The organism is Kitasatospora sp. NPDC006697 (genome assembly GCF_042869935.1).
Classification (GTDB): domain Bacteria; phylum Actinomycetota; class Actinomycetes; order Streptomycetales; family Streptomycetaceae; genus Kitasatospora.
The window spans coordinates 1-12,199 of record NZ_JBIAGU010000035.1 but is presented as its reverse complement, the minus strand read 5'-3'; the positions used below and the strand labels follow the sequence as shown (position 1 = coordinate 12,199).

Below are 12,199 nucleotides of genomic sequence, written 5' to 3'. Positions count from 1 at the left end.
GAGGGACCGTTGCTGACCGCCGCGCTCGACGTGCTGCTGCCCACCGCCTGCGCCGGCTGCGGCGCGGCCGGCGGACCGCTCTGCCCCGCCTGCCGGGCGGTGCTGGACGGGCTGCGCCCGCGCCCGGCCGGCCCGCTGCCCGCCCCGCCCGGGCTGCCGCCGCTGCACGCCTGCGCGGGGTACCGCGATCCGGTGCGCCGGCTGCTGATCGCCCACAAGGAGCGCGGCTCGCTCGGCCTGGCCGCGCCGCTGGGCGGGCTGCTGGCCCGCGCCGTGCTCGCCGCGCTCGCCCCCGGGCCGGCGAGCGGCCCGCCGCTGCTGCTGGTGCCGATGCCCTCGGCCCGCCGCGCGGTGCGCGCCCGCGGCCAGGACGCCACCCGCCGGCTGGCCCGCGCCGCCGCCCGCTCGCTGCGCCGCGAGGGGCTGCCCTGCCGGGTCGCCCCGGTGCTCCGCCCGGCCCGCCGGGTCGCCGACCAGACCGGCCTGGGCGCCGCGGCCCGCCGGGCCAACCTGCACGGCGCGCTGACGGTGCGCCGGCTGACCGCCGAGCAGCTGACCGGCCGTCGGCTGGTGCTGGTGGACGACCTGGTCACCACCGGCGCCAGCCTCGCCGAGGCGGCCCGGGCGCTGCGCGCGGCGGGCTGCCCGCCGCCGGCCGCGGCCACGGTGGCCGCCACCGCGGCCCCCGGTCAGCCCGGGTAGGCCGGCTGCTCGCCGTTCTTGGTGACCACCTTCCACTGCGACTGCGCGGTGCCGAGCAGCCGGTAGACGGTGTGGTCCCCGTCGTTCGCGTCGGCCAGCACCGGGTCGCTGCGCGACTCCGAGGCGGCCACCACCCGCATGCCGTCCACCGCCTGCATCCCGCTGCCGTCGATCCCGCTGGAGCCGTCGGTGGACAGGTAGTGCAGCTGCATCACGCTGTCCGCCTCCTTGCCCAGCACCAGCAGGGTGTCCGGATCCGCCCAGCTGACCGAGGCCACGTCGGCGAGCTTGGCCGGCGAGACCGGGCGGACCTGGGCGATGGTCGCGGTCGGCTGCTGGGCGGTGCCGCCGCGCTGCACCAGGCCGATCGCCAGTGAGTGGGTGCCGCCGGCACCGGTCAGCAGCAGCGCCGCCCGGGTGCCGTCCGAGGAGACCCGCAGGCTGTCCACGGCCTGCCCGTCGGTCAGGCCGCTGATCGGCACCGGGACGGCCCTGGCCTGGTCCCGGACCATCAGCACCCTGGGCGAGGACGGGTCGCGGTCCACCACGAACAGGTCGCCGAAGCCGTCCCAGCTGGGCGAGGTCAGCCCCTGGTCCTGGCGGCTGGTGACCACGGGCTGACCGAGCGCCTTGGCGCTGTCGTCCAGCGCGGCCACGTAGAGCGACTTGCCGTCCTCGCTGACCACCGCGGCGTCCTTGCCGTCGCGGCGCACCGCGTACGGCCCGGCCGGCCGGCCGACGGTCGGCTGCAGCTGGGCCGGCGGCTTGGGCTGCCCCAGCACGCCCGCCACCGGGACGCTGTCCGCGGGGCTGTCGCTGATCGGCAGCCGGGCCAGCTGCCCGGTGCCGCTGACCCGCACGTAGGCCGGGCTGCCGCCGGCCAGCGAGCCGGGCGCCTCCGGCAGGCTGCGGGCGGTGGCCGCGGGCAGCGCGTAGCTGCCGCGCTTGCCGTTGACCTGCACGCTCTGCAGCGAGCTGCCGTTCAGCCCGGTCAGCGTGAAGAACAGCTGGGCGGCCATCTGCCGGCAGAGCGACTCGTTGATCACGCAGTCCACCGAGTCGGCCTGCAGCTTGGGGTTGCGGGCGTCGTCGGTGGTCACGGTGGGCTCGGCGGGCAGGCCCTGGAAGGCCGAGCGGACGGCCGGCTCCAGCCACAGCGACGGGCCGGCGACCAGTGCCCGGGCGGCCGCCGGGACCGGGTCGACCCGGCGGTGCAGGTAGACCGGGTCGGGCACCAGCACCGGCTGGTCCGGGCCGGTGGCCTGCGGGTCGGGCTGGGTGTAGAAGTACCGGTCCACCTGCTGGTAGGCGTTGCGGAAGCTCACCTGGTCCAGCAGCAGGCCGCCGGGCAGGTCGGAGATCCGCCACTCGGCCCTGGCGGCGGCCTCCTTCGGGTCCTTGGTGTCCTTGGCGTCCTTGGCCACGTTGACCAGGGTGAAGGTGCCGGTGAACTGCTGGTCGGCGGGGGCCGCCCGGTAGGTGTGCCGCGCGTCCAGCCCGCCGATCTGGTGCGAGTTGATGGTCAGCACCACCTGGCCGGTGGCGGTCGGGTCGGGGTCGCTGCCCGCCGACTTCTGCTGCGCGATGCTGGCCACCACCGTGGTGCCGCTGTCCGGCTGCCAGCTGTTCAGCGCCTCGCCGGTCAGGTACTGCTTGGCGGTGCGGTAGTTCGCCTCGTCGGCGATCGAGGCGTCCAGGAAGTTCTGCAGCACCTCGGCGGGGTTCTGCCCGTCCCGCGGCGGCATCGGCACCACCCGCACCTGGATGCCCTGGTCGGCGCCCGCGCCCTGCGGCGGCACCACGGCCTCCGGGTCGCCGCTGTCCGGCATGGTGGCGCAGCCCGCCGCGAACAGCACGGTCAGGGCCACCCCCAGCGCACCCGGCCAGCGCCGGGCGGCATCACTGGCGCTCCGCACTCCTGGATCCCTCCGCGTTCGTCCCCTCGGCGCCTTCGGCGCTCTGCTGCGGGGCGCCGTCCGCCCCGCCCGCGGCGCGGCCGCGGTCCACCACGACGTGCGCTCCGGTGGCACCGTACCCGGCACCGGCGGTGCTGACGTCGGACGGGTCGGCCACCGGTCCGCGGGCCTGCCGCTGCTGGCCCAGCCCGCCGCTGATCGCCAGCACCCCGCCCAGGCCCGGGCCCAGCCCGCCGCCCGCGCCGCCCGGGGTCTCGGGGATCACCGACAGCTCACCGCTGGCGGTCAGCGCGGTGGCACCGGAGGGCAGCGCCCGCCGATACGGAGTGCCCTGGGCCCGCAGGCCGCGGTTGTGCCGGGAGTCCTCCGGCTCCAGCCGGAACGGCGCCCGGCCGATCTCGCCGCCGCGGGTGCGCGGCAGGGTGAGCCGGAAGTGCGAGCCGCCGCCCGGCTCGCCCCAGGCCTGCAGCCAGCCGCCGTGCAGGTGGGCGTCCTCCACCGCGATGGACAGGCCCAGACCGGTGCCGCCGGTGGTCCGCACCCGGGACGGGTCGGCCCGCCAGAACCGGTGGAAGACCCGGGAGGCCTCGCCGGGCTTGAGCCCGATGCCGTAGTCCCGCACGCCGACCGCCACCGCGCCCTCGGCCGAGCCGAGCCGGATCACCACGTCCCGGCCCTCGCCGTGCTCCAGCGCGTTGACCACCAGATTGCGCAGGATCCGCTCGATCCGGCGCTGGTCCACCTCGGCCACCACCGGCTTGTCGGCGCCGCGCAGCACCACCGCGCTGCCCTTCAGCCGGGCCAGCGGGTCGGCCGCCTCGACCACCCGGTTGACGATGTCGCGCAGGTCGACCGGCTCGGCGTCCAGGATCGCGGCGCCCGCGTCGAACCGGCTGATCTCCAGCAGGTCGGCGAGCAGCGACTCGAAGCGGTCCAGCTGGCCCTGCAGCAGCTCCGCGGAGCGGGCCGCCATCGGGTCCAGGTCCTCGCGCGAGTCGTAGATCAGGTCGGCGGCCATCCGGACCGTGGTCAGCGGGGTGCGCAGCTCGTGCGAGACGTCCGAGACGAACCTCCGCTGCACCCGGGAGAGCTCCTCCAGCTGGTGGATCTGCGCCTGCAGCGCGCCGGCCATCCGGTTGAAGGACTCGCCGAGCCGGGCGATGTCGTCCGTCCCGGTGACCTTCATCCGCTCCTCCAGGTGGCCGTCGGCCAGCCGTTCGGAGATCCCCGCCGCCATCCGCACCGGGGTGACCACCTGGCGCACCACCAGCCAGGCGATGCAGCCCATCAGCATCACGATGAACAGGCCCGCGGTGGCCACCGTGCCGGTGACCAGGGCCAGCGTCTGGTCCTCCTGGGCGAAGGAGAAGGCGAAGTAGAGCTGGTAGGGCTTGCTGTCCGGGCCGTTGAGCTGCTTGCCGATCACCAGGCCGGGCTCGGAGACCGCCTGGCCGTTGGCCGCCACCCGGTGGATGGTGGTCGCCTGCTCGTGCGGCGCGTTGGGGTTCTTCGCCACGTCGGCCATCAGTTGCGGGGAGATGCTGCTCAGCGAGATGTCCTCGGAGGCGCGGGCGCTCTCCGGCGGGACGATGCTGCTGGCCACCGCGGTCTGCTCGGAGGACGGCACGGTACCGATCACCACGTAGACGCCCTGGCCGCCGCTGGCCAGGCTGGCCACCTGGGTGGTCAGCCAGCTGTTGCTCTCGCTCTGGCCCGGGTCGCCGGCGTTGCGGGCGGCCTCGTCGGCCTGCGCCTGGCCGTCGCTGAGCTTCTGCGCGGTGGTGAAGCCGCCGAAGGCCTGGCCGAGCGCGGCGTGCTTCTTGCTGTCCAGCAGGCCCTGGCGGACCTGGGCCATCACCACCACGCCCAGCACCACGACCAGCGCGACCGAGAGCGCCAGGGTGGCGGCGACCACCCGCAGCTGGATCGAGCGCCGGTACAGCGCGGACAGGCGGTGGACGGGGCTGAGCAGCCGCCGCCACAGCAGCCGCAGCGGGGAGCCGGGCGCCGCCGCGGCGGCCGTGCTCCCTATGTGCTCCTCCCCGGCCGGCGGGCCGGCCGGGGAGGCGTGGACCTCGTGCGACACGTCAGCTGGGCCCGGCCTTGTACCCGACACCGCGGACGGTGACGACGATCTCCGGGCGCTCCGGGTCCTTCTCGATCTTCGAGCGGAGCCGCTGCACGTGGACGTTGACCAGGCGGGTGTCGGCGGCGTGCCGGTAGCCCCAGACCTGCTCCAGCAGCACCTCGCGGGTGAACACCTGCCAGGGCTTGCGGGCCAGCGCGACCAGCAGGTCGAACTCCAGCGGGGTCAGCGGGATGCCGCGGCCGTCGCGCTTGACGGAGTGGCCGGCCACGTCGATCACCAGGTCGCCGATGGTCAGCTGCTCGGGGGTGGGCTCCTCGGCCCGGCGCAGCCGCGCCCGGACCCGGGCCACCAGTTCCTTGGGCTTGAACGGCTTGACCACGTAGTCGTCGGCGCCGGACTCCAGGCCCACCACGATGTCGACCGTGTCGGTCTTCGCGGTGAGCATCACGATCGGGACGCCGGACTCCGACCGGATCTGCCGGCAGACGTCGATCCCGTCCCGCCCGGGCAGCATCAGGTCGAGCAGCACCAAGTCCGGCTTGACCTCACGGAACGCGGCCAGGGCCTTGTCCCCGTCCGCCACGAAGCTGGGCTCGAAGCCCTCACCACGCAGCACGATGCCGAGCATCTCGGCGAGTGCGGTGTCGTCATCGACGACCAGGACGCGACCTTTCATGCGCCCATCCTCTCATTACGGGAATGTGACCTGCCGCACACCCGTGCCAATTCCCCGGCCGGTTCCCCGGTCAGACGGCCCATATCCACCCAAACTCCCCACTTCCACGGTCCTGCCGACTCCGTTGTCGATCAGCAACCAGGCGCCCCTGGGGCGCCTGCCGCCACCATGGCACGATGGTCGGCACACATGCGCCACCCACCATCCTGGGGCCGCCCGCCCCGCGCCGAGGAGCAGTGATGACCGACACCCCGGGCTGGGTCTCGCCCGGCTCGTCCCCGTCCGAGCCCGAGGACGGCCGGCCGCCGGCGAGCGCGCCCCCCGCGCCCGCGGACGCCGCTGCTCCCGCCCCTGCCCCGCTCCCCGGTGGGGCCCCGGTCGCACCGCCCTACCAGGGCGCTTACGGCGAGCCGGGGGCGCACCTGCCCGGCCCGCGCCCGGCCCAGGGCTGGCACCAGCAGCCGGGCGGCGGCCAGCCCGGTTGGGGCCAGCCCGGCTGGGGCGGACAGCAGCAGCCCGGTTGGGGTCAGCCCGGTTGGGGCGGACAGCAGCAGCCCGGCTGGGGCCAGCAGGGCTGGCAGCCGCAGTGGGGCGGCCAGCCGCTCGCCCCGCGCCCCGGCGTGATCCCGCTGCGCCCGCTCGGCGTCGGCGAGATCCTGGACGGCGCCATCTCCACGGCCCGCAGGCACTGGCGCACCGTGCTGCCGCTCTCGCTCGGCGTCGCGCTGTTCAGCCAGACCGCCTCGATCGCCTTCGACTGGTACGCGCAGGAGAGCGACAGCGACACCACCGCCCTGGTGCTGCGCTTCGTCGGCCTGCTGATCAGCGGCCTGGCCGGACTGGTGATGACCGCGCTGCTCACCATGGTGGTCAGCAAGGCCATCCTCGGCGAGCCGGTCTCCACCGCCGCCGCCTGGCGCGCCGCCCGCCCGCAGTTCTGGCGGCTGCTCGGGCTGAGCCTGCTGATCGGCCTGATCATCTGCGGGATCGTCCTGGTCGGCGTGATCCCGGCGGTCCTCGTCGGCGTCAGCACCGACGACGACGCCACCACCGGGGTCACCGCGCTGCTCGGCCTGCTGGTCTCCTGCGGCTTCGCCCTGTGGATGTACGTCAGGCTCAGCCTCGCCGCGCCCGCCCTGATGCTGGAGCGCCAGGGCGTCAAGGCCGCCCTGGGCCGCTCCCGCAAGCTCACCAAGGGCAACTGGTGGCGGATCTTCGGCATCACCCTGCTCGGGCTGGTGCTGACCGGTGTCATCGCGCTGCTGATCAGCGCCCCGTTCAGCATCGCCGGGGCGGCGAACACCTTCCCCGGCCTGAGCGGCAACTCCGACCAGCACGTCAAGGTCTCCTTCCTGGCGCTGCTGCTGACCGGCATCGGCAGCACCCTGGCGGCCACCATCACCGTCCCGGTCCGGGCCGGCATCAACGTGCTGCTCTACGTGGACCAGCGGATCCGCCGCGAGGCCCTGGACCTGGAGCTGGCCCGCGCCGCCGGCCTGCCCGAGTACGGCGGCACCGGCTGGGCCGGCCAGGGCGGCCAGCCGCCCACCGGGGCGGCCTGACCCGATGCACGCCTGGGGGGAGTGGGGGCGCGCCGCCGCCGACGGTGGCGGCGCGCCGGTGGCCGTGCCGCGCGATCCGGCCCGCGATGCCGCGCGCGAGGAGCTGCTGAAGCCGGCCTACCACCGGCACGATCCGAGCCCGGTCCAGCGGGCCATCGACTGGTTCTGGGAGCAGGTCGACAAGCTGCTGTCCCAGCTCGGCTCGGCCGTCGGCGGCGACGGCACCACCGGCCTGGTGCTCTTCCTGGTCCTCTTCGCGCTGGTCGCCGGCGCGCTCTGGTGGCGGTTCGGCCGGCCGCGCCGGGAGGCCGCCCGCCCGCTCGCGCTCTTCGCCGCCGACGGCCCCCGCAGCGCCGAGCAGCACCGGGCCGCCGCCGCCCGGCACGCCGCGGCCGGCCAGTGGGCCGAGGCGGTCCGCGAGCAGCTGCGCGCCCTGGTCCGCTCACTGGAGGAGCGCACCCTGCTCGACCAGCGGCCCGGCCGCACCGCCGACGAGGCGGCCCGCGAGGCCGGCCGGCTGCTGCCCCAGCACGCCGCCGAACTCGCCGACGGGGCCCGGGTCTTCGACGACATCGCGTACGGCGACCGCCCCGCCGACGAAGCCGCCTACCGCCGCCTCGCCGACCTGGACGAGCGCCTGCGCCGCACCCGCCCCGCCCCGCTCGCCCCGACCGGGGGTCCCGCGTGAGCACCTCGATCTCCCCGGACGCGCGCCGGCTCTGGCACCGCACCCGCTGGTTCCTGGCGGGCGGCGCCGTGCTGCTGCTGGCCGGCCTGCTCAGCGCCGGCCTGAACAACGCGCCCTCCTACCCCGCCCTGGACCCGCGCTCCCCGGACGCCGACGGCACCCGGGCCGTCACCCAGCTGCTCCGCGACCACGGCGTCACCGTGGACACCACCGCCGACCCGGACGCGCTGGGCAGCGCACCCGCCGGGGACGACACGGTGCTGGTCCCGGTGCCGGACCTGCTCGACGACGACCAGCTGAGCGCGCTCGCCCGGGCCGGCCACCGCCGCCTGGTGCTGCTCTCCCCCGGGCCCGACGCGCTCGACCGGCTCACCACCGGGGTGCAGACCTTCGGCCCGGACGACACGCCGGTCAGCGTCGCCTCCGCCAGCGCGCCCGGCGACTGCACCCTGGCCGAGGCCCAGCTGGCCGGCAGCGCCGAGGCCGGCGGACGGCTCTACCAGGCCGAGAGCGGCGCCACCGCCTGCTACCCGCGGTACGGCCACCCGACCCTGGTCCGCACCGCCGGCCCGGCCGGCGGCGAGGTGATCGTGGTCGGCTCCGGCCGCTTCCTCACCAACCAGCGGCTGGCCAAGGACGGCAACGCCTCGCTCGCCCTCGGCCTGCTCGGCGCCGAGCCGCACCTGACCTGGTTCCTGCCGGACTACCAGGCCGCCGCGGCCGGCGGCGGGGACCAGCAGAAGGGCTTCGCCGAGCTGATCCCGGCCGGCTGGTCCTGGGCCTTCCTGCAGCTCGCCATCGCCGCCCTGCTGGCGGTGGCCTGGCGGGCCCGCCGGCTCGGACCGGTGGTCCCGGAGAACCTGCCGGTGGTGGTCCGGGCCTCCGAGACCACCGAGGGCCGGGCCCGGCTCTACCACCGCGGCCGGGCCCGCGGCCGGGCCGCCGACGCGCTGCGCCGGGCCACCCGCCAACGGCTGGCGGCCGCGCTCGCCGTACCCGTGCGGCACGGCGAGCCCGCGCCGGACGCACTGCTGGCCGCCCTGGCCGCCCGGCTCGGCGACCGGCACACCCCGGACGGCACCGCGGGGCTGCTCTACGGCCCGCCGCCCACCGACGACGCCGCCCTGCTGCGGCTCGCCGACGACCTCGACGCCCTGGAAAGGCAGGTACGACAGCCGTGACGGCCGACTCGGTACAGACCCCGGACGCGACCACGAGCTTGGCCAAGGAGCCGGCCGCGTCCCCGGCGGTGCGGGACCCCCGGCAGGCCCTCAGTGCGCTGCGCGCCGAGATCGGCAAGGCCGTGGTCGGCCAGGACCCGGCCGTCACCGGCCTGGTGGTCGCCCTGCTCTGCGGCGGCCACGTGCTGCTCGAAGGCGTCCCCGGCGTCGCCAAGACCCTGCTGGTCCGCGCCCTGTCCACCGCGCTCGACGTGGAGACCAAGCGGATCCAGTTCACCCCCGACCTGATGCCCGGCGACGTCACCGGCTCGCTGGTCTACGACGCCCGCACGGCCGAGTTCTCCTTCCAGCCCGGCCCGGTCTTCACCAACCTGCTGCTCGCGGACGAGATCAACCGCACGCCGCCGAAGACCCAGGCCTCGCTGCTGGAGGCGATGGAGGAGCGCCAGGTCACGGTGGACGGCGAGCCGCGCCCGCTGCCCGAGCCGTTCCTGGTCGCCGCGACGCAGAACCCGCTGGAGTACGAGGGCACCTACCCGCTGCCGGAGGCCCAGCTGGACCGCTTCCTGCTGAAGCTGATCCTGCCGCTGCCCGACCGCGACCAGGAGTTCCAGGTGCTCAGCCGGCACGCCGCGGGCTTCGACCCGCGCGACCTGGCGGCGGCCGGCGTCGGCCCCGTGGCCGACCGGGCCGACCTGGCCGCGGCCCGCGCCGCCATCGCCGCGCTCACCGTCTCCCCCGAGGTGCTGGCGTACATCGTCGACCTGTGCCGGGCCACCCGGCAGTCGCCCTCGCTCTCCATGGGCGTCTCGCCGCGCGGGGCCACCGCCCTGCTGAACACCGCCCGGGCCTGGGCCTGGCTCTCCGGCCGCGACTACGTCAGCCCGGACGACGTCAAGGCGCTCGCCCTGCCCACCCTGCGCCACCGGGTCCGGCTGCGGGCCGAGGCCGAGATGGAGGGCGTCACCGCCGACTCGGTCATCCAGTCCGTCCTCGCCCAGACCCCCGCACCCCGCTGACCGAGGTAGGAGCACCGCCGTGGCCCTGACCGGCCGAACCGCCCTGCTGGCCGCCCTGGGCAGCCTGATCACGGGCCTGCTGCTGCCCTCCTGGGCGGGGATCGGCGCGGTCAGCGGCACCCTGCTGCTCGCCGTCCTGCTGGACCTGCTGCTCGCCGCGCCCGTCCGCTCGCTGCGGCTGGCCCGGGCCGGCGAGCGCTCGGTCCGGCTCGGCGAGCCGGCCACCGCCGAGCTCCTGGTCGAGAACCCGTCAGGCCGCCCGCTGCGGGCCCGGATCCGGGACGCCTGGGCGCCCTCGGCCTTCGCCCCCGGCACCGAGCTGACGGCCGGTCGGCACCGGCTGCTGATCCCGGCCGGCGAGCGCCGCCGGGTCGGCACCGCCCTGCGGCCGACCCGCCGCGGCGACCACCACAGCCACCGGGTGACGATCCGTTCGCTCGGGCCGCTCGGCCTGGCGGGCCGTCAGGGCTCGCACCGGGTCCCGTGGACGGTGCGCGCGCTGCCGCCGTTCACCAGCCGCAAGCACCTGCCCTCCCGGCTCGCCCGGCTGCGCGAACTGGACGGCCGCACCTCGCTGCTGACCCGCGGCCAGGGCACCGAGTTCGACAGCCTGCGCGAGTACCTGCCGGGCGACGACGTCCGCTCGATCGACTGGCGGGCCAGCGCCCGGCGCCACACCGTCGCCGTCCGCACCTGGCGCCCCGAGCGCGACCGCCACATCCTCATCGTCCTGGACACCGGCCGTACCTCGGCCGGCCGGGTCGGCGACGCCCCCCGCCTGGACGCCGCCCTGGACGCCGCCCTCCTCCTCACCGCCCTGGCCACCAAGGCCGGCGACCGCGTCGACCTGCTCGCCCACGACCTGCGCCAGCGCGCCGCCGTCGTCGGCCGTACCGCCGGCGAGGTGCTGCCCGCGTTCACCGAGACCATGGCCCTGCTGGAGCCCGCCCTGGTGGAGACCGACCAGCGGATGCTCACCACCGCCGTCCTCCGGCTGGCCCCGCGGCGCTCCCTGGTCGTGCTGCTCACCGGCCTCGACACCGGCACCACCGAGGACGGCCTGCTCCCGGTGCTCCCCCTGCTCACCAAGCGCCACGAGGTGATCGTCGCGGCCGTCTCCGACCCCCGCCTCACCACTCTCGCCGCCGGCCGCGGCACCCTCCAGGCCGTCTACAACGCCGCCGCCGCCGAACAGACCCGCGCCGACCGCCGCACCATCGCCGACCGCCTCGGCCACCTCGGCGCCACCGTCCTCGACGAGTCGCCGGCAGCCCTGCCGCCGGCCCTGGCGGACACCTACCTGGCCTTGAAGGCGGCCGGGCGGCTCTGACCCCTCTCAGGCGGTGCGGGGGCGGTCCCCGAGGGACACCAGGAGCTTGCGCAGCAGGCCGGCGAGCAGCTCTCGCTCCTCCGGCTCCAGGCCCTCCAGCAGGCTGATCTCGTTGGCCAGATGACCCTCGATCAGGCCGTCGGCCAGGCGGCGGCCCTCGGCCGTGAGCGTGGTGCGGACGAGACGGCGGTTGTCCGGATCGGTGGCCCGGGTGACCAGCCCCTTGGCGACGAGACGATCGATCCGGTTGGTCAGCGCTCCTGGGGAGATCATCGCCGCTCCGGCCAGGTCGCTCATCCGCAGGGTGCTGCTGTCACCGGCCCGCAGCAGGGTCGCGAGCACGTCGTACTCCCAGGACTCCAGGCCGTTGGCCTCGAAGTGGTCCTTCACCCCCTGCTCCAGCAGGCGCGAGGCCCTGAAGATGCGGACCACCACACCGATCGGTGAGGTGTCCAGGTCGGGCCGAACGGCGCTCCACCGCTCGATGATCTCGTCCACCGCGTCGTTCGCCGTCTCGCTCATGGCGACAGGCTATCAAAAGCTTCGACATTGAACTGTTTGACATCGACCCTGGGGCCGCATAGCGTATGTCCCGTCAGTCACTTCGACGTCAAAACATTCGTCATTGAAAGGTCTCCTCATGTCTCAGCACTACGCCGTCTTCACCCGCACCGACCGCACTCCGGACACCGACCTCGGGCACTACCTGGCCAATGTCGGCGCCACCATCGCGCCCTACGGCGGCCGGCTGCTGGCCTTCGACGCCCCGCGACCCCTGGAGGGCTCCGGGGAGATCACCAAGACGGCGATCCTGGAGTTCCCGTCCGAGGAGGACGCCCGCGGCTGGTACGGCTCGCCGGCCTACCAGGAGCTGGTCGCCTGGCGCACCGAGGTCCTGGGCGGGCCCGTCGACGTCAACCTGGTCAGCGGAATTCCGGCCTGAACGCGAAGAAGCCCCCAGCACGAATGCTGGGGGCTTCTCCTGAATGATTGTTCGGCGGCGTCCTACTCTCCCACAGGGTCCCCCCTGCAGTAC

At 75.4% G+C, this 12,199-nt stretch carries 11 protein-coding genes; 7 read left to right on the top strand and 4 right to left on the bottom strand.

The window, feature by feature from the left end; genetic code table 11:
* Positions 1-9 precede the first annotated feature (9 nt).
* Entirely contained in the window at positions 10-702 is a 693-nt protein-coding gene (locus tag ACFYNO_RS34375) for a ComF family protein (RefSeq protein ID WP_388021459.1), read from the top strand.
* Here the strand turns inward: ACFYNO_RS34375 and ACFYNO_RS34370 are convergent.
* From ACFYNO_RS34370 to mtrA, 3 genes are read right to left on the bottom strand one after another with little or no spacing between them, the layout of a single operon-like run.
* Entirely contained in the window at positions 690-2,618 is a 1,929-nt protein-coding gene (locus ACFYNO_RS34370; protein WP_388021458.1) for an LpqB family beta-propeller domain-containing protein, read from the bottom strand. The two genes, ACFYNO_RS34375 and ACFYNO_RS34370, sit on opposite strands and share 13 nt — an antisense overlap.
* Positions 2,602-4,704: an MtrAB system histidine kinase MtrB gene (gene mtrB, locus ACFYNO_RS34365; protein WP_388021457.1), complete on the bottom strand. Its 2,103-nt coding sequence runs from the start codon at positions 4,702-4,704 to the stop codon at positions 2,602-2,604. The genes ACFYNO_RS34370 and mtrB overlap by 17 nt, the downstream gene beginning before the upstream one ends.
* A 1-nt stretch (position 4,705) precedes the next feature.
* Positions 4,706-5,383 carry an MtrAB system response regulator MtrA gene (mtrA, locus tag ACFYNO_RS34360; RefSeq protein WP_145905940.1) on the bottom strand — a complete coding sequence of 226 codons (678 nt, stop codon included), beginning with the start codon at positions 5,381-5,383 and terminating at the stop codon, positions 4,706-4,708.
* 239 nt (positions 5,384-5,622) lie between these two features.
* Here mtrA and ACFYNO_RS34355 point away from each other — a divergent pair, with 239 nt between their 5' ends.
* Genes ACFYNO_RS34355 through ACFYNO_RS34335 form a run of 5 tightly spaced genes read left to right on the top strand, consistent with a single transcriptional unit; the run spans position 5,623 to position 11,163 of the window.
* On the top strand, positions 5,623-6,945 hold the full coding sequence (locus tag ACFYNO_RS34355) for a hypothetical protein (protein WP_388021456.1): 1,323 nt from the start codon (positions 5,623-5,625) through the stop codon (positions 6,943-6,945).
* A 4-nt stretch (positions 6,946-6,949) separates the two neighbouring features.
* On the top strand, positions 6,950-7,633 hold the full coding sequence (locus ACFYNO_RS34350) for a DUF4129 domain-containing protein (protein WP_388021455.1): 684 nt from the start codon (positions 6,950-6,952) through the stop codon (positions 7,631-7,633).
* Complete coding sequence (locus ACFYNO_RS34345; RefSeq protein ID WP_388021454.1) at positions 7,630-8,814, top strand: DUF4350 domain-containing protein; 1,185 nt, start codon at positions 7,630-7,632, stop codon at positions 8,812-8,814. The genes ACFYNO_RS34350 and ACFYNO_RS34345 overlap by 4 nt, the downstream gene beginning before the upstream one ends.
* A gap of 38 nt (positions 8,815-8,852) precedes the next feature.
* Entirely contained in the window at positions 8,853-9,833 is a 981-nt protein-coding gene (locus tag ACFYNO_RS34340; protein WP_388021529.1) for an AAA family ATPase, read from the top strand.
* A gap of 19 nt (positions 9,834-9,852) precedes the next feature.
* On the top strand, positions 9,853-11,163 hold the full coding sequence (locus tag ACFYNO_RS34335; protein ID WP_388021453.1) for a DUF58 domain-containing protein: 1,311 nt from the start codon (positions 9,853-9,855) through the stop codon (positions 11,161-11,163).
* Between the two features lie 6 nt (positions 11,164-11,169).
* Here the strand turns inward: ACFYNO_RS34335 and ACFYNO_RS34330 are convergent, their stop codons facing one another.
* On the bottom strand, positions 11,170-11,685 hold the full coding sequence (locus tag ACFYNO_RS34330; protein ID WP_388021452.1) for a MarR family winged helix-turn-helix transcriptional regulator: 516 nt from the start codon (positions 11,683-11,685) through the stop codon (positions 11,170-11,172).
* Positions 11,686-11,803: 118 nt separating this feature from the next.
* Here ACFYNO_RS34330 and ACFYNO_RS34325 point away from each other — a divergent pair, with 118 nt between their 5' ends.
* On the top strand, positions 11,804-12,106 hold the full coding sequence (locus ACFYNO_RS34325; RefSeq protein ID WP_388021451.1) for a DUF1330 domain-containing protein: 303 nt from the start codon (positions 11,804-11,806) through the stop codon (positions 12,104-12,106).
* Positions 12,107-12,199: the final 93 nt, after the last annotated feature.

Bases quoted from the DNA above. Each gene is read 5' to 3' on its own strand.
- mtrA (WP_145905940.1), bottom strand. From the start codon at position 5,383: ATGAAAGGTCGCGTCCTGGTCGTCGATGACGACACCGCACTCGCCGAG.
- ACFYNO_RS34355 (WP_388021456.1), top strand. From the start codon at position 5,623: ATGACCGACACCCCGGGCTGGGTCTCGCCCGGCTCGTCCCCGTCCGAG.
- ACFYNO_RS34350 (WP_388021455.1), top strand. From the start codon at position 6,950: ATGCACGCCTGGGGGGAGTGGGGGCGCGCCGCCGCCGACGGTGGCGGC.
- ACFYNO_RS34330 (WP_388021452.1), bottom strand. From the start codon at position 11,685: ATGAGCGAGACGGCGAACGACGCGGTGGACGAGATCATCGAGCGGTGG.
- ACFYNO_RS34325 (WP_388021451.1), top strand. From the start codon at position 11,804: ATGTCTCAGCACTACGCCGTCTTCACCCGCACCGACCGCACTCCGGAC.